General features: G+C 73.3%; 15 protein-coding genes. 9 read left to right on the plus strand and 6 right to left on the minus strand.

The window, feature by feature from the left end; genetic code table 11:
- Window positions 1-92 precede the first annotated feature (92 nt).
- On the plus strand, window positions 93-1493 hold the full coding sequence (locus ACFVTF_RS16790) for a glycosyltransferase 87 family protein (RefSeq protein ID WP_387814195.1): 1401 nt from the start codon (window positions 93-95) through the stop codon (window positions 1491-1493).
- Between the two features lie 125 nt (window positions 1494-1618).
- Here the strand turns inward: ACFVTF_RS16790 and ACFVTF_RS16795 are convergent, their stop codons facing one another.
- Entirely contained in the window at window positions 1619-2035 is a 417-nt protein-coding gene (locus ACFVTF_RS16795) for an SsgA family sporulation/cell division regulator (protein ID WP_387814197.1), read from the minus strand.
- A gap of 399 nt (window positions 2036-2434) precedes the next feature.
- Here ACFVTF_RS16795 and ACFVTF_RS16800 point away from each other — a divergent pair, with 399 nt between their 5' ends.
- Together ACFVTF_RS16800 and ACFVTF_RS16805 are read left to right on the plus strand one after the other, a co-directional pair.
- Window positions 2435-4063: an RDD family protein gene (locus ACFVTF_RS16800; protein ID WP_387814199.1), complete on the plus strand. Its 1629-nt coding sequence runs from the start codon at window positions 2435-2437 to the stop codon at window positions 4061-4063.
- A gap of 128 nt (window positions 4064-4191) precedes the next feature.
- Entirely contained in the window at window positions 4192-4983 is a 792-nt protein-coding gene (locus ACFVTF_RS16805) for an RDD family protein (RefSeq protein WP_387814201.1), read from the plus strand.
- Window positions 4984-5025: 42 nt separating this feature from the next.
- Here the strand turns inward: ACFVTF_RS16805 and ACFVTF_RS16810 are convergent, their stop codons facing one another.
- Entirely contained in the window at window positions 5026-5268 is a 243-nt protein-coding gene (locus ACFVTF_RS16810) for a hypothetical protein (protein WP_371518675.1), read from the minus strand.
- A gap of 202 nt (window positions 5269-5470) precedes the next feature.
- Between ACFVTF_RS16810 and ACFVTF_RS16815 the strand changes: the two genes are divergently transcribed.
- The 5 genes from ACFVTF_RS16815 to ACFVTF_RS16835 all read left to right on the plus strand — a co-directional run bounded on the left by ACFVTF_RS16815 (window position 5471) and on the right by ACFVTF_RS16835 (window position 10181).
- Window positions 5471-6220 (plus strand): endonuclease V, encoded by a 750-nt coding sequence (locus ACFVTF_RS16815; RefSeq protein WP_387814203.1) that lies wholly within the window; start codon window positions 5471-5473, stop codon window positions 6218-6220.
- Between the two features lie 97 nt (window positions 6221-6317).
- Window positions 6318-6743, plus strand: a complete 426-nt coding sequence (locus ACFVTF_RS16820; protein WP_387814205.1) for a hypothetical protein — start codon at window positions 6318-6320, stop codon at window positions 6741-6743.
- A 44-nt stretch (window positions 6744-6787) separates the two neighbouring features.
- Window positions 6788-8227, plus strand: a complete 1440-nt coding sequence (locus ACFVTF_RS16825; protein WP_387814207.1) for a hypothetical protein — start codon at window positions 6788-6790, stop codon at window positions 8225-8227.
- Between the two features lie 196 nt (window positions 8228-8423).
- Window positions 8424-9527 carry a S8 family serine peptidase gene (locus ACFVTF_RS16830; RefSeq protein ID WP_387814209.1) on the plus strand — a complete coding sequence of 368 codons (1104 nt, stop codon included), beginning with the start codon at window positions 8424-8426 and terminating at the stop codon, window positions 9525-9527.
- An 87-nt stretch (window positions 9528-9614) separates the two neighbouring features.
- Complete coding sequence (locus tag ACFVTF_RS16835) at window positions 9615-10181, plus strand: DinB family protein (protein ID WP_387814211.1); 567 nt, start codon at window positions 9615-9617, stop codon at window positions 10179-10181.
- A 5-nt stretch (window positions 10182-10186) separates the two neighbouring features.
- Here the strand turns inward: ACFVTF_RS16835 and ACFVTF_RS16840 are convergent, their stop codons facing one another.
- Together ACFVTF_RS16840 and ACFVTF_RS16845 are read right to left on the minus strand one after the other, a co-directional pair.
- On the minus strand, window positions 10187-10627 hold the full coding sequence (locus tag ACFVTF_RS16840; protein ID WP_063349204.1) for a hypothetical protein: 441 nt from the start codon (window positions 10625-10627) through the stop codon (window positions 10187-10189).
- A 673-nt stretch (window positions 10628-11300) separates the two neighbouring features.
- On the minus strand, window positions 11301-11873 hold the full coding sequence (locus tag ACFVTF_RS16845) for a hypothetical protein (protein ID WP_387814213.1): 573 nt from the start codon (window positions 11871-11873) through the stop codon (window positions 11301-11303).
- A 256-nt stretch (window positions 11874-12129) separates the two neighbouring features.
- Between ACFVTF_RS16845 and ACFVTF_RS16850 the strand changes: the two genes are divergently transcribed.
- Entirely contained in the window at window positions 12130-13137 is a 1008-nt protein-coding gene (locus ACFVTF_RS16850) for a hypothetical protein (RefSeq protein WP_387814215.1), read from the plus strand.
- A 70-nt stretch (window positions 13138-13207) separates the two neighbouring features.
- Here ACFVTF_RS16850 and ACFVTF_RS16855 read toward each other — a convergent pair whose 3' ends face one another.
- Complete coding sequence (locus tag ACFVTF_RS16855; RefSeq protein WP_387814217.1) at window positions 13208-13798, minus strand: isochorismatase family protein; 591 nt, start codon at window positions 13796-13798, stop codon at window positions 13208-13210.
- A 319-nt stretch (window positions 13799-14117) separates the two neighbouring features.
- Window positions 14118-15434 carry a nicotinate phosphoribosyltransferase gene (locus tag ACFVTF_RS16860; protein ID WP_387814219.1) on the minus strand — a complete coding sequence of 439 codons (1317 nt, stop codon included), beginning with the start codon at window positions 15432-15434 and terminating at the stop codon, window positions 14118-14120.
- Between the last annotated feature and the right edge of the window lie 78 nt (window positions 15435-15512).

Below are 15512 nucleotides of genomic sequence, written 5' to 3' on the forward strand. Positions count from 1 at the left end.
TTCGTCACCTTGCGTGACCGCCTGTGCCCAGGCCCGGGCGGCCCGCATCCGGTATCGTCGGCGATTGGTCGAGCGGTGGACGGAGTGGACTGGTGACAGCGGTGCAAGACGAGCGGAGCCCGGTGCGGACCGCACCCGACCCCGCGCCCGCCCCCCTGTCGGACCGGCTGCGGACCGCGCTCGGCGCCCCCGTCCGCGCGCTGCGCGAGGCCCCCCGCCGACCGCTGCTGGCCGCCTCGGCCCTGGCGCTCCTGTCCCTGGTCGTGTACGCGGTGGTCCGCCACTTCGTCAACACCTCGATGGTCGACATGATCGTCTACCGGGCCGAGGGCGCCGCCGTGGCCAACGGCACCGACCTCTACGCACTGCGCGTCACCGAGTGGAACCTGCCCGCGACCTACCCTCCGTTCGCGGCCATGCTGTTCGTGCCCACCACCTGGTTCCCGGTCCCGTTCCTCCGGGTGGCGATCACTCTCGGCAACCTCGGGCTGCTCGCCCTGCTGACCCACCTGTCCTTCAAGCTGGTCGGCTGGCCGCGCCGCGAACTGCGGCCGATCGGCGTCATCCTGGTGACCGGCCTCGGCGTCTGGCTCGAACCCGTCTTCACCACGCTCCGGTACGGCCAGATCAACCTCGCGCTCGCCTGCCTGATCCTCTGGGACCTCACCCGTTCGGACGCCCGCCGCAGCAAGGGCATGGCGATCGGCATCGCCGCCGGCCTCAAGCTCACCCCCGGCCTGTTCGCCGTCTACCTGCTGATCACCGGCCGGGTCCGGGCCGCCTTCGTGGCCGGCCTCACCTTCCTCGGCACCTTCCTGATCGGCGCCGTCTTCCTGCCCGACGCCACCTGGGGCTTCTGGACCAAGTACCTCTACGACTCCTCCCGGGTCGGCAAGACCGAGATCGTCGACAACCAGTCGCTGCGCGGCGCCCTCGCCCGGCTGCTGCACACCGCCGACCCCGGCACCCTCGCCACCCTCGCGGCCGGCCTGGTCGCGGTGGCCGGCCTCGCCGTCGCCGCCTGGGCCCACCGCAGCGCCCGCTGGCTGCCCCGGGCCGAGGCCTGGGGCGTCTGCTGCGCCGCCGTCACCGCCGTGCTGATCTCACCGATCAGCTGGACCCACCACTGGGTCTGGTGCGTGCCGGTGCTCGTCCTGCTCGCCACCGAGGCCTCCGTCGAGCACGCCCGCCCGGCCGGCGTCCGCCGGCTGCGCTGGCGGGCCGCCTTCTGGGCGACGCTGCTCGCGTTCCTCTCCTTCGCGATGTGGGCCGCCAAGCCGCTCGGGCCGGCCGTCCTCCACATGGGGCCGCTGCGCCAGCTGCCGACCTCGGTCTACCCGTGGGTCGGGCTCTGCTTCCTGCTCGCCGCCGCCATCCGGATAAGGGCCCGGCGACGCTCCGCCGGGGCCCCGCTGGTCCGGCTGCCCGGACAGCGCGACGGCGGTGGCCCGGACGCCACCCGCGGCCGTCAGCAGGCCCCCGCGGCCCGCTGAGCCGGCGGGGGCGCGGCTCCCGTCGCGTCGCGCGGTCCCGGCCGGGTGCGCGCTGTGGCCGGCCGGTGCGTTCGCGGTCGTGCGCGTGCTGGTGGTCCTGCGCGTGCTGGTGGTCCTGCGCGTGCTCACGCAAGCAGGTCCGCGAGCGAGCCGTCCATGTCCAGCGCGGCCAGCTCGCTGCCTGGCGGGACCAGCCGGTGGGCCCGCTCCAGCCAGGCCGCGACGACCGGCAGCGGCGCCTCCAGCAGGGCGTCGCCGGCCGGGGAGCTCAGCGCCAGGCAGAGCACGCTGCGCCGGCCCGAGCGGGTCGGCCAGATCCGCACGTCGCCCTGGCCGCACGGCCGGAAGGTGCCCTCGACCAGCAGCTCGCGGGCGAACACCCAGGTCACCGGGGAGCCGGTGTCCAGGTGGAAGGTGATGTGCACCGCGTACGGGTCGTGGCTGCCGTAGGACAGCCGGGCCGGGACGGGGACGCTGTGCTCGGGGGAGAGCACCAGGTTCAGCTCCAGTTCGTGCTCGACCACGCTGGTGGGGCGCTCCATGATCGTCTTCCTCTCTGCCTTGGGTTCCTGCCCGGTTCCGGGCCCGGTGACCTTTGAGAGGGCGGTCCGCGCCGGCTCTTACACACGTTTCCGGGATTTCTTCGGGAAGTTCGACGAGGGGCGGTGAGGCGGAGGGTGGTGACTGGTGGGGATCCTGGCGCGCGGACGCCCGTCGCGCGCCGGGGCGGTTCGGCCGCCCTTACCCCGGAGGGCCCTCCGCTGTCCGGTGATTGACCAACTTTCCGTCGGCACCGCGACGAGGCACTACCCTTTGTGACTGTCCGGCGACTGTCCGCCTACCGGCGGTGCCCCCCACCCACGTGCGCCGGGCGGCTCGCGGGTGCGCCGGGCGGGCGTGCCGTGTCGGCCCCGCCAGGACCCGCCAGGAGAGAAGACCCCATGACGGACCGCCCCTTCGCCGGCGCCGGCGACTCGGCCGTCGGACCCGAGCCGGGCTACTACCCCGACCCCTCCATCCCCGGCTTCGTCCGGTACTGGGGCGGCTCGGCCTGGGTGCCGGGCACCAGTCGGCTCGCACCCGCCGAGGGCGAGGTGCTGGATCCGCCCCGGTTCGCGTCCCGGCGGCCCGCCGCCGGTGCGGCGGGGGCGGCGCGGGCGGTGCCGCCACCGGCGGTGCCGGAGGCGGCCGGTCCGGAGGCGGTGGCCCCGGAGCCGTCCTGGGGCGGGACCGCGCGCGGCGGGGGCGGGGACACCGGGCCGGTGTACTTCGACCAGACCACGGGCGGGGCGAAGTTCGTCCTCGGGTCGCGGGCGGCGGAGGTGATCGGCGGGCCGGTGTTCCGGACGGTCGGGGAGCCGGAGACGTCCGCGAACCCTGAGGCGTCCGGGGTGGCTGGGGCGTCCGGGCCGGAGCCGGCGGCGGCGGTCGAGGTGCCGGTCTTCGAGGAGGCGGTCTTCGACGAGCCGGTCCTAGGCGAAGAGGTCCATGGCGAACCGGTGGTCGAGGTTTCGGCGGTCGGGGGTGCGGCCGGCCAGGGCGAGGTGGAGGAGCCTGGCTGGCAGGCCGTTCCGCCGGCGCAGCGGGGGCTGATGGAAGCGGATGGCGAGCCGCACCGGATCTCCTGGGGGGTGCTTTCGGGGGCGCCCGATGAGGAAGAGGGGCGCGCGAGGCAGGTCCGCGCTTCGGTTGCTTTTCCGGTCCGGGCTTCGGCCGGCATGCCGGCCGCCGCTTCGGTCGGGGCGGAGGTGGCCGCCGCCTCCGGAGCGCCCGCGACCGTCCCGGCGGCGGTGGCGGTGCGGGAGGCGCCGTCGCCCGTCGCGGCGCCCGTTCCGGCGGCTGTGCGCGGGGCCGGGCGTGCCGTCGAGCCCGCGTCCGAGCCCGCCGTACCGGCCCCGGCCGCGCCGGTCGCCGCGGGAGCGGTTCCGGTCCGGGCCCAGGGCCGGGCTCCCGCGCCTGCCGCGCCCGCCGGGTCGCTGCCGGTCGTGCGCCCGGCCCGGGAGGCCGTCGCGCGGCGCCGACCCGCCCCGGCCGAGCCTGCCCCCACGGTGCCCGCCCCCACCGTGCCCGCTTCCGCGACGCCCGCCGGGCTCGGACGCCGGCTGGCCGCGCGCGCCGTGGACACCGTCGTACTCCTCGTGGTCGCCGTCGCCGCCGGAATCCCGCTCGGCCGCTCCGCGTCCGAGCACCTCCAGCAGAAGCTCGACCAGGCCAGGATGGCCAGTTCCCTCACCCGGCGTCAGGTCCAGGTCTGGCTGGTGGACGACGTGGTGCTGGGCAAGGTCGCGGTCCTGCTCGGCATCCTGCTCTTCGTCAGCCTGCTCTACGAGGTGCTGCCGACCGCCCGCACCGGCCAGACCTTCGGCAAACGGCTGGCCCGGATCCGGGTGGCGGACGCCGCCGCCCCCGCCGCCCGGACCAGGCTGAGCCTCGGCCGCTCGCTGCTCCGGTGGGCCGTGCGGCAGCTCGGCCTGCTGCTGCTCGTCGGCCTGGTCTGGCCCGTGTTCGACCGCCCGGCCCGGCGAGGCTGGCAGGACCGGGCCGCCCGCACCCGGGTGGTCCGCGGCTGAGGCCTCCCGGCGTGGCGGCCGGCTCCCGGCGCGCAGGCATCATCCGGAGCGGAGGCGCCGTCCGGCCCTGGCAGCAAAACGGACAGAATGTCCCAAAAGGCGAGAATGTGTGATGTTCTACTCGACGGATGAGCACTCACGACCCCTCAGGCTCCCAGCCGGAGGGGGGCGGCCAGCCCTCCTTCGACAAGCAGCCCCCGCAGCCGGGCGGCGGCACGCCGGAAGACCGGCCGTCGAACCCGAACCCGCCGTCGAACCCGAACCCGCCGTCGGACCCGAACCCGCCGTCCGCCCCGCCGCCCGCCGGCGGCCCGTCCGACGGCACCTCCGGCACCCCGTCCGACGGCCCCGGCGCGTACGGCGGCACCTACGGCGGCCCGACCGGCGGTCAGAGCCCGCCCGGCGGCAGCCCCTACGGCCAGAGCCCCTACGACCAGCCCCCGCCCGGCTACGGCCCCACCGGCTACGGAACCCCCGGCGCCGGACCCGTCCCCGGCATGCCGCCGATCGGCAGCTGGCCCAGGCGCATCGTCGCCCGCCTGATCGACTACCTCCTCGTCCAGGCCGTCGCCGTGATCGTGGTGGCCCCCTTCGCGGACTTCAGCAACCGCTCCGGCGAGGTCGGCGCGTTCTGGCTCGGCTGCGGCATCTACCTCCTCTACGAGGGCCTGATGCTCGGCCGGGACGGCCAGACCCTCGGAAAGAAGGCGATGCACGTCCGCGTCGCCATGCTGATCGACGGCAACAAGCCCACCCAGAGCGCCGCCTGGACCCGCGCGGCCGTCTACATCCTCCCGGCCGTGATCTGCTGCGCCGCCTTCTGGTGGATCATCGACGGGATGTTCGGCGTCTTCGACAAGCCCTACCGGCAGTGCATCCACGACAAGGCCGCGAAGACCGTGGTGGTCACCACCGACTGACCGGTCGAGCGGGCCGCGGGCGCCCGGCGGCGGACTGGCTTGCTAGCGCTGCCGGGCGTACTCGTGTCCGGCCGGGGCCGGGGAGGCCGCTCCCGACCTCGCCGCCGACCGGCCGGACACGGCAAGCGACAACACCGTCACCACGGTGCCGAGCGCCAGCGCGAACCCCTCCAGCACCGCGACCTCCAGGACGCCCGAGGCGCCCGAAACGGCCAGCAGCGCCACGGTGGCGGCGACGACGGTGAACGAGCCGAGGCAGTACTGGGCAGCGGACGGACGCGGCATGGCGGGGGGTCCTTCGCACGTCGGGGGGAACGAGCGGGAATGGCGCCGGTCCCAGAAGTGCTGCCCGGCAAGGGAGTTCGGTAAGTCCAGGCTAACCCGCCGGACCGGGAGCACGGGGGGCGCACAGGCTCACCCCGGGGTCGTCCGCCCCTCGGTACGGTGAACCCGACCGCGCCCGCCCCACCCACCCGGGGGAACACCCGTGCCCATCCCCGCCGACTGGCCCACCACCGAAGCCCAGGCACTCGCCGAACAGGAACGCCTGCGCCCCCTCGTCCAGACCCACGACTCCGACGACCCCGACGGTTCCGGCTCAGGCTCAGGTTCCGGTTCCGGCGGCGGTGGCGGGGTCGGGCGGCTCATCGCCGGCGTCGACGTCGCCTACGACGACGAACACGACCTCGTCGCCGCCGCAGCCGTCCTCCTCGACCACGACACCCTCGCCGTCGTCGAACAGTCCACCGCCGTCGGCCGCATCCCCTTCCCCTACACCCCCGGACTGCTCGCCTTCCGCGAACTCCCCGCCGTCCTCGACGCCCTCGCCGCCCTCACCCGCACCCCCGACACCGTCGTCTGCGACGGCTACGGCCTCGCCCACCCCCGCCGCCTCGGCCTCGCCAGCCACCTCGGCGTCCTCACCGGCCTGCGCACCCTCGGCGTCGCCAAAACCCCCTTCACCTTCCACCACCACGACCCCGACACCCCCCGCGGCTCCACCACCCCGCTCACCGACCCCGCCACCGGCGAAGAAGTCGGCCGCGCCCTCCGCACCCGGCCCGGCGTCAAACCCGTCTACGTCTCCATCGGCCACCGCATCAGCCTCGACACCGCCGTCCGCACCACCCTCCAACTCGCCCCCCACTACCGGCTCCCCGAAACCACCCGGCACGCCGACTCCCTCTGCCGCCGCGCCCTCGCCGACGCCCTCCACGCCAGGACGCCTGCGAACTGACCAGGTACCAGGCGGAATTCGGGCCCCGTGTGTTAGACATGAGACACCGGGGCCCCACCCCGGCAGCGACCCACGGACGCACGGGGGAGGCGCCGAAGTGGCAACAGGAACCGGCACGACCGGAGGCGCCGGCCGGGGCTACCGCGTCGAGGTCGAACAACTCCGCGCCTTCGCCGCCCAAGTCCGGCTCCTCCTCGCCGAATTCCAGCACCACGCCGATGGCACCGGCACCCACGGACGCAGCGGCATCGGCAGGACCGCCTTCGGCACCTTCGCCGAAGCCACCGAGATCCACAACCGCTACAACACCATGCGCGACGGCCTGCGCGACGTCCTCGACCAACTCCAACAAGCCGTCGACGAAGCCCAGAAGAACGCCGAACTCACCGCCACCAGCTACGAGGAACACGACCGGCACACCGCGAAGAAACTCGAACTCGGCGACGACGGCTGGTCCGTCGCCAACCCCTCCGCCGGCAGCAAGGCCGCCTACGAGCGCACCGTCGCCCCACCCGCCCCCTGACCCCCGGCCACCACCGGCCGAGCCCGAACGGAGGCGAACCCCCCATGGCCTACACCGACTTCACCACCTACAGCCACGCCCAACTCCGCGCCATGGCCCAGGCCCTCAACCCCGGCGAAGTCATGGCCGCCGGCGACCCCTGGCGCCACGCCGCCGACACCCTCAAGGCCATCCGCGCCACCCTCACCCGGGCCAGCACCGAAGCCGCCGTCACCTGGGAAGGCACCACCAGCGACGCCTTCCACACCCGCATGCTCCACCTCGCCGACAGCATCAACAACGCCGCCTCCTACGCCAACGACGCGGCCAACACCCTCCACAACATGTCCGAGGCCATCGCCAAGGCCAAACGCGACATGCCCGAGGAACCCAGCACCTGGGAAAAGGTCAAGGACACCGTCGGCGACGGCGTCTCCTCCGTCTTCGGCGGCGACGACGAACACATCCCCGTCGCCGACCGCCGAAAAGCCGAAGCCGCCACCGTCATGCAAACCCTCGCCATGCACTACCGCATCGCCACCCCCACCCTGAAGCCACCACCCCCACCGGGAACCCCGGCGAAAAGTCCTGTTCGCAACGAGGACAGAGATGCGCCAACCAATTCCGAGCCCGATGGTTCGGCCGCAGCGGCGGGTGCCGCGATGGCCGGTGCGGTCGTCTCCGGTGACCGAGTGGCTTCGGCGAGGGGGGCTGGTTCGGCGCCGCAGGCCCGGAAGTCCGTCGGGAAGTCCACAGCACCACGTTCGAACGTGATCAGGACGGTGGTACCGACCGACGCCGGGATCAGGGGAGGAACCGCGCAAGTGGAGCCCAAGCCGCTGCTATCCGGGCACCATGCTGTTTCCGGTGCCGCGAGTGGGGAAGTTCTGGGATCGGGTGTCGGACCTGGAATCGGAACCGGTATCGATGCCACACCAACGGGAACGGCTCCGAGCGCGGGTGGCGCACCTGCCAGCAGTTCGTTCCCCGTGACGCCAGGCGACGGTCCTGGAGTGCCGAAGGGGCCCCAAGGGCAGGTGGTCGGTGCGGGTGGCTACGAGATCGGTCGTGAGGCCGCTGCCAAGGGCGTGATCGGCCGGGAGAACGAGATGGCCGGTCCGGCACAACGAACGGGGAGGCCTCCAAGCACAGGTGCAGTGGAGGGCCGCCTCGAAGCGGTCGGTCGAGCGGCTCCGGACGGTAGGTTCGAAAGCAGCTTCCCAGGCCGGTCCGGTGGCGTCGTCGGAGGAGGCGGTCGTCCAGGAGAACGTGAGGGTGGTCGACAGGCCTTCACCGAAGGAGGCTCCGGGCTCGGAGCGCGGAACCGGGTCAGGGGTGAGCCCGGGTCGGGAACGACGGGCGGTATGGGCCCGCTGGTGGGAATGGGGGACGGCCGGCGCAGTAGGAGTGACAAGGAGAAGGGCGGCAAACGGCCCGACTACCTTGTCGAAGACGCCGAGACCTGGGAGTCGGACAAGCAGGTCAATCCGAACGTGGTGGAATGAATGATCTCCGCCGATGTACTGAAAGAACGATCCAGATGTCCCGGAGGACGGAGAGCCTGGGGGCGAATCGCTGACTGGGGTGAACTTGTCGAGTGGCCGACTGGTACGCAGCGCGGGCGTACTGATTGCCGGGGCGGTGCTGTGGGGGGTAGCCGCTTCTCCTGCGGCGGCTGACCAGGTCCGGGACTCGCAGTGGGTGCTGCGCACCTTCGACGTCGAGCGACGGATCTGGCCCCAGAGCCAGGGTGAGGGTGTTGTCGTCGCGGTTGTCGACAGCGGGGTGATGCCGGATCACCAAGACCTGACGGGACAAGTGTTGCCCGGTGCTGACTTCTCCGGAGCGGGATCCGATGGCAGGACCGACTCGCTCGGCCATGGGACCGGCATCGCAAGTCTTATCGCGGGTCACGGGCATGGAAACCAGGCCGGAGTCGTAGGTCTTGCGCCGAAGGCCAAGATTCTTCCGGTGCGGATCAGGACCAATGGCGAATCTCCGCAACTCGACCAGTCCGACATCGCGCTTGCCGTGCGGTATGCGACCGACCATGGCGCGAAGGTCATCAACATGTCGATCGGCGGGTACTCAGGGCTCGATTCACGGGCTCGTGCGGCGATCGACTATGCGGTGTCCAAGGACGTCGTCCTCGTCGGAGCCACCGGGAACGGTGAAAGCAACTCCGTCGAGTACCCCGCCGCATTCCCAGGTGTGGTCGCCGTGACCGCGGTCGACGAGCAGGGGAAGCTGTGGAGTAAAGCGACTGCTGGACCCGAAACCACACTGGCAGCCCCAGGAGTGGAGATCTACCACGCGTCGGTGAAGTCCACTTCGAGCTATGGCATCAGCCAGGGGACCTCCGATGGCGTGGCCTACGTCTCCGCCACCGCCGCGTTGATCCGGGCGAAGTATCCGGAGCTTTCGGCGGGGCAGGTGATCAATCGGATGATCAGGACTGCCACGCCGCCGCAGGACGGGTCGGCGGTGCCGGGGAGCAGGTACGGCTTCGGGGTGCTGGCGCCGGCGAAGGCGTTGGAGGCCGATCCGGGGGTGGACGGCGGGTCCCGGGAGAATCCGTTGGTGGGGCGGGCGGAGTCGCAGGGGGCTGCGGGGGACGGGGTGACGGAGCCGCCGGGTGGCGAGGCCGTGGTGCCTGCGGCTGGGGCCGGTGGGGCTGGTGGGGGCGGCTGGTTCGGGGTCGGGGTTGCGGTGGGGGTGGCGTTGTGGGGGGTGCTGGTCGGCGGGGTGGTGGCGGTCGTGGTGTGGGTGGTGCGGGTGCGGCGGCGTAGGGGTGCGGGCGGCTGAGTGCTGCGGGCGGGGTGGCAGCATTTTGGTGACGGTTGGCGTCCTTGCCGCTGGTGGGGCGGGTGGTGGGGTGGCCATGCTGGGGCCATGAGTGCTTCTGAGCGTGGCGTGGATCCGGTGGGTGTGGTCGTTCCGGACGGCAAGGACTGGACGTGGGTGTTGGAACGCGCGTGTCCGGATTGTGGGCTGGACGTTCCGGCGGTGGTGCGGGAGGACGTCGCCGGGATGGTCCGGGCCAATGCGGAGGCCTGGGTGGGGTTGTTGGCCGGGGCCGAGGAGGGTTTGCGGCGGCGGCCGCGGCCGGGGGTGTGGTCGGGGCTGGAGTACGCGTGCCATGTCCGGGACGTGTTCCGGCTGTTCCGGGTCCGGTTGGACCTGATGCTGGCCGAGGTCGACCCGCTGTTCCCGAACTGGGACCAGGACGAGACGGCGGTCGCCGAGCGGTACGGGGAGCAGGTGCCGGCGGTGGTGGCCGGGGAGTTGGCGGCGGCCGGGGAGGCGCTGGCGGCGGCGTTCGGGCGGGTGGCGGGCGAGCAGTGGGGGCGGACCGGGGGCCGTGGTGACGGGGCGCGGTTCACGGTGGAGTCGTTCGCCCGTTATCTGATCCACGACCCGGTGCATCACTTGTTCGACGTGACGGGTGAGCGGGTCTGAGGGGCTCACCAGCCGGAGGCCTCCCACAGCATGGTGCGCCGGAGTCGGCCGGCGACGCTGGCGGTGTCGGTGCCGATGACGTCGGCGATCTCGGGGGCGGCGAGGCCGACGACGTAGTGCAGGATCGCCAGGTCGTCGTCGGCGGGGTGGCGGTCCGGTGCGGCGGGCACGTGCCGGGTGTGGTCGGCGACGGTGCTGCGCAGGATCTGCCAGGCGTTCGCGGTGGGGTTGGAGCTTCCCAGCAACTCACGCCATTGCACGGCGATTTCGGCGAACGCCTGTTGGACGGCGGTGGCCGCGCTGCTGTGCTCGGTCAGCCACACCCGGGCGTAGCTGAGGTACCGGGGGCGGTGGAGTTCGCAGAAGGCGGCGAACTCCAGTGGTACGTCCTCCGGTTCACCGGGCCTCGGGGGCGGCTCGGCGGAACTCGCGTGACGGTTGGTCATCTCGGCTTCTCGGAAAGGGAGATGGGTAGCTGACGGTCGATCATCTGCGCTCACTCTACGATATGCCCTCGGTGCGCTGGGTTACCAATCGGATTGAATGCCCGGAACCCGCCGCCGCTCGGCCGGTTCCGGTGTCGACCGGTGGGGCGCGGTGGTGTGGCGGTGGTGGGGCGGCCGGGCGGGGGATCGGTGGGGGAGGGTGGCGCAGTGGTGCGGGGGGCGTAGTTGCGAGCGCGTCGCGGCTGGTCAGGGGGTGCAGAAGGGCCGTGGTTGCAGGACGGTTGATGTGCCACCGTAGGGCTTATGGAGGCTGGCGTCCACGCCCAGGGCGCGAAGCTGCGGCCGCACAACCATCCGCGCAACCACACCTTCGGTCGCGCCCGCACCGGCGTGGCGTGACGGGCCGGATGGGCGCCGCCGTGCATGTCTCCACCGGGGGCGCGCGGCCCGGGTGTGGGCGGTGGGTGCGAGGCGGGCGTGGCGGGCAGAGGCGGCGGTGATGGTGGGCGGTGCGCTCGCCGTGGCGGCGGCGCACCGGGTGGCCGAGGGGGCGGAGCAGGCGCTGATCCGGGCGGTCCCGCGCCTGCTGGCCGCCACCGTGCACGTCGGCCACGCCTCGGCGGCCTGGGGCCGTCAGGCCCGGGGGCCGAGGCGCGGGTGGGGTGGTCTGCCGTCAGGACTGCGGTCGGGCCTCCGTCGGGGAGAGGCGGTCGTCGACGGCGCTGCTCCGTTCGACCTGGGCGGGGAAGGACTCGATGGCCCGCCGCCGGGCGAGTTGGGCGGCCGCAGCGGCCTCGGCGGGGGCCTCCTCGCGTTCGCACCGGTGCGCGGCGCTGCCGGGGTGCCCGGTGGTGGCGGGGTGTGCGGCGCCGGTGGGGTGTCCGGTGGCGGGGTGTCCGCCGGCGGTTCGTCGGCGGCGGCCGAGCGCGGTGCGGGCGGCGTGTTCCTCGGCCGCCTGTCTCGCGGCCAGGTAGGCCTGGACGGCGGCCATGCCGTAGACCGGCTGGATGAGCTGGTGGCCTTTGAAGAAGGGTCTGGCCGGGGCGAACCCGGCGGCGACCACGAGGTCGCGGATCTCGGCTATCTCGGCCTCGCTGCGGGCGGTGAAGCGGACCTCCCAGCCCTTCTTGTACGTATGGCCCTGTTCGCCGCTGCGGCGGGCCGGGTCCGGGCGGCGGACGTATCCGGGCAGACGGCCAAGGCGGAGCTGGGCCGCGCGGAGGCCGGCGGTCTCGTCACGTGACATGACGCAAGCCTAGGCAATTCCCGGGGCGGGTTTGACGCCTGAAGGGTCTCCCGGCGTATGCCTTTGGTCACTCTGGGTCAGGCGGCCTGGTGGGCGATCGGTTTCGATCAGATATGACAACCTGACGACCGTCAATTACTCCGATTGAGTGAGGGTATGGGGACTTTAGTGCGAGCTGATCCCGGTTTCGCGACGGTTGGGTAACAGTGCGTCAGGTGGCCGGTGGCGGGTCGGAGCGGTTGGGGATGGTGTCCGCATGAGCTACCGGATTCCCACGCCGCCGCCGTCCCTGGAGGAGCTGGCGAAGCGTCAACAGAACGTCGTCACCGCGAGCCAGTTGCGCGCCCGGGGCGTGCCGGCCCGGGTCATCACCGAGCACTGCCGTCGCGGCGGGCCCTGGCGGCGGCTGCTGCCCCGGGTGTACCTGCTGCAGTCCGACGGGCCGACCCCGGAGCAGCGGATGTGGGCCGCCCTGCTGTACGCGGCGCAGAACGGTCGCGAGGAGGGCCGCCGCGAGGGCGCGGTGATCACCGGTGCGGCCGCGCTCGCGCTGTACGGCTTCGCCGCGGTGCCCCGGCTGCCGGCGGTGACCGGGGTGGACGTCCTGGTGCCCCGCCAGCGCCGACTGAAGGACGCCGGAGAGGTGCGGATCCGGCGCACCGAACGGGAGTTGGTGGCCCGATCGGTGCACGGGCTGGCCTGCGCGCCGGTCGCCCGGGCGGTCGCGGACGCGCTGTGCGAGTGGACCGCGGAGGAGGGTGGCGCCCCGGTGCCGGTGCGGGAGCTGCTGCGCGAGTCCGTCTCGCGGCCAGAAGGCCCCTGCACCGTACGGGAGTTGGCCTCCGAGCTGACCGATTCCGGGCTGACCGGCGAGCCCGGGGTGCGCGCCGCCCTGGACGAACTGCTGGCCGGTGAGCGGGACTTCGTCCTGGAGCGGGTCGGCGAACTGGTGGACGAGTGCCTGCTGCCCGTCCCGCTGGTCGGCCCCGAGCTGCGGATGCGCGGCGGCACGTACATCGCCGTCCCGGACCTCTACTGGCCGGAGCAGGGCGTCGCCGTGGAGGTGGACTCGGACCTGCGCTGCGTCAGCGAGGGCGAGGCCGCCTGGGTGCGCGGCGGCCAGCACCGGATGGAGTACCTGGGGATCCGGGTGGTGTACGTCTCCGGCGCCCGGCTCGCGGCCGACCGGGACGCGATCGGCGCCGAACTGCGCGAGGCCCACCGGGTGGGCGGTTCGGACGTGGTGGAGTTGATGGTCGGTTAGCTCCGGTCCGGATCCGCCGGTACCCGCGTCCGGGGCCGGGGCCGCTCCCGAACCGGAGCCGGAGCCGGGGCTACGCCCGAACCACCGGGGCGCCGACCAACTCGACCCCGGCGGCCCGCAGTTCGGCGAGCGCGGCGGTGGTGGTCGCCGGCGCGACCCCGGCGGTGAGGTCGAGCAGGACACGGGTGGTGAAGCCGGCCCTGGCGGCGTCCAGGGCGGTGGCCCGGACGCAGTGGTCGGTGGCGATGCCGACCACGTCGATCTCGTCGACCTGCCGTTCGCGCAGCCACTCCACCAGGCCGCGGTTGTTCTCGTCCAGCCCCTCGAAACCGCTGTACGCCGCCGAGTAGGCGCCCTTGTCGAAGACCGCCTCGACCGCGCCGGAGATGACGGACGGGGCGAAGTTGGGGTGGAAGCCCACGCCTTCGGTGCCGGCCACGCAGTGCACCGGCCAGCTGGTGACGTAGTCGGGCTCGCTGGAGAAGTGGTCGCCCGGGTCGATGTGGTGGTCGCGGGTGGCGAGGATGTGCTGGTAGCCGGGGGAGGACTCGGCGATCAGATCGGTGATGGCGGCGGCCACCTCGGCGCCGCCGGCGACGGCCAGACTGCCGCCCTCGCAGAAGTCGTTCTGCACGTCGACGACGATCAGTGCCCGGTGCATGGCTCGCATCCTCGGATGTGGGGGGCGGCCGTGGTGGCGCCCTGGTGGGGGGAGCCCTCGGGAGTACTCGGCCCGCGGCGGGGCTCGGGGGTTCTCGGGGAGCTCCGGGGGAACTCTACGGCTGACTCTAGGGAGTGGCGTGCGGGGGCGGAAGGCCTGGGGCGGACCCCGGGCCGGCTCCCGGCGCGAACCGGCGAACCGCGGCGGACCGGCGGCCCGGAACCGGCGGCACGGCGAACCGTGGCGGACCGGCGAACCGGCGGACCGGCGGACGGCCCCGGGGTCGTCCCCCGGTCCGCGCCGGTCGGCCGGGGCGGGGTCAGAGCACGAGTTCGGTCGACAGGACCGGGTCGCCCTTGGAGAGCTGGGTGGCCGAGAGCGGCAGCGCGGCCCGGGCCCGGATGTGCCGTTCGCGCGCGGCGGTGAGCGGTTCGCGGCCGACGGCCCGGCCGGCCCGCACCAGCGGCACCTGCATCAGGTGCGGCTCCAGGTCGGCGGGGACCGCTCCGGTGCCGACCACCTCGGCCTCGGCGACGCCGTCGGCGTCGGGCCGGCGGGCGGCCCACTTGCGGCCGCCGATGCTGGTCTTGCCGCCGGCCGCGCGCTTGGCCACCGGCACCAGCGGCCCGTCCGCGCTCTCGGCGCGGGCGACCAGCTTGTAGACCATCGCGCAGGTCGGGTGGCCGCTGCCGGTGACCAGGCTGGTGCCGACGCCGTAGCCGTCCACCGGGGCGGCGGCGAGCGCGGCGATGGCGTACTCGTCGAGGTCGGAGGTGACGATGATCCGGGTCTTGGTGGCGCCGAGGTCGTCCAACTGGCGGCGGACCCGGTGGGCCAGCAGGGTGAGGTCGCCGGAGTCGATCCGGACGGCGCCCAGTTCGGGGCCGGCCACCTCGACGGCGGTGCGGACGGCCTCGCGCAGGTCGAAGGTGTCGACCAGCAGCGTGGTGCCCTTGCCCATGGAGGCGATCTGCGCGCGGAAGGCGTCCCGCTCGCTGTCGTGGACGAGGGTGAAGGCGTGGGCGGCGGTGCCGGTGGTCGGGATGCCGTGGGTGAAGCCGGCCTCCAGGTCGGAGGTGGCGGCGAAGCCGGCCACGTAGGCGGCCCGGGCGGCGGCGACGGCGGCCTGCTCGTGGGCGCGCCGGGCGCCCATCTCGATCACCGGGCGGCCGCCGGCGGAGGCGGTCATCCGGGAGGCGGCGGCCGCGATCGCGGAGTCGTGGTTGAGGATCGAGAGGATCACCGTCTCCAGGATCACCGCCTCGGCGAAGCTGCCCTCGACGGTGAGCAGCGGCGAGCCGGGGAAGTAGACCTCGCCCTCGGGGTAGCCGTGGATGTCGCCGGTGAAGCGGTAGTCGGCGAGGTAGCGCAGGGTGTCCTCGTCGACCACGTCCTGGCCGGCCAGCCAGTCGAGCTGCGGGGTGGTGAAGCTGAAGTTCTCGATGGCGTCGAGCACCCGGCCGGTGCCGGCCATGACGCCGTAGCGGCGACCGCTGGGCAGGCGGCGGGTGAACACCTCGAACACGGAGCGGCGGTGCGCGGCCCCGCTGCGCAGGGCGGCCTGCAGCATGGTGAGCTCGTAGCGGTCGGTGAGGAGCGCGGTCGAACCGGCCGCGCGCACTGAAGTGGCGTCCATGCGGATGATGCTACTACCACTTAGCGTCAGAGTGACGATTTCTCGTGCTGCGAGCCGGGCCGGAATCGCCCGGGGGTC

Source organism: Kitasatospora sp. NPDC057940 (assembly GCF_042887425.1).
In the GTDB taxonomy this organism is placed as follows: Bacteria; Actinomycetota; Actinomycetes; order Streptomycetales; family Streptomycetaceae; genus Kitasatospora.

What these genes read in the sequence shown, in the direction of transcription:
- ACFVTF_RS16795 (WP_387814197.1), bottom strand. Translation starts at nt 2,035, where the DNA reads ATGGAGCGCCCCACCAGCGTGGTCGAGCACGAACTGGAGCTGAACCTG.
- ACFVTF_RS16800 (WP_387814199.1), top strand. Translation starts at nt 2,435, where the DNA reads ATGACGGACCGCCCCTTCGCCGGCGCCGGCGACTCGGCCGTCGGACCC.
- ACFVTF_RS16805 (WP_387814201.1), top strand. Translation starts at nt 4,192, where the DNA reads ATGAGCACTCACGACCCCTCAGGCTCCCAGCCGGAGGGGGGCGGCCAG.
- ACFVTF_RS16810 (WP_371518675.1), bottom strand. Translation starts at nt 5,268, where the DNA reads ATGCCGCGTCCGTCCGCTGCCCAGTACTGCCTCGGCTCGTTCACCGTC.
- ACFVTF_RS16825 (WP_387814207.1), top strand. Translation starts at nt 6,788, where the DNA reads ATGGCCTACACCGACTTCACCACCTACAGCCACGCCCAACTCCGCGCC.
- ACFVTF_RS16835 (WP_387814211.1), top strand. Translation starts at nt 9,615, where the DNA reads ATGAGTGCTTCTGAGCGTGGCGTGGATCCGGTGGGTGTGGTCGTTCCG.
- ACFVTF_RS16840 (WP_063349204.1), bottom strand. Translation starts at nt 10,627, where the DNA reads ATGACCAACCGTCACGCGAGTTCCGCCGAGCCGCCCCCGAGGCCCGGT.
- ACFVTF_RS16845 (WP_387814213.1), bottom strand. Translation starts at nt 11,873, where the DNA reads ATGTCACGTGACGAGACCGCCGGCCTCCGCGCGGCCCAGCTCCGCCTT.
- ACFVTF_RS16850 (WP_387814215.1), top strand. Translation starts at nt 12,130, where the DNA reads ATGAGCTACCGGATTCCCACGCCGCCGCCGTCCCTGGAGGAGCTGGCG.
- ACFVTF_RS16855 (WP_387814217.1), bottom strand. Translation starts at nt 13,798, where the DNA reads ATGCACCGGGCACTGATCGTCGTCGACGTGCAGAACGACTTCTGCGAG.
- ACFVTF_RS16860 (WP_387814219.1), bottom strand. Translation starts at nt 15,434, where the DNA reads ATGGACGCCACTTCAGTGCGCGCGGCCGGTTCGACCGCGCTCCTCACC.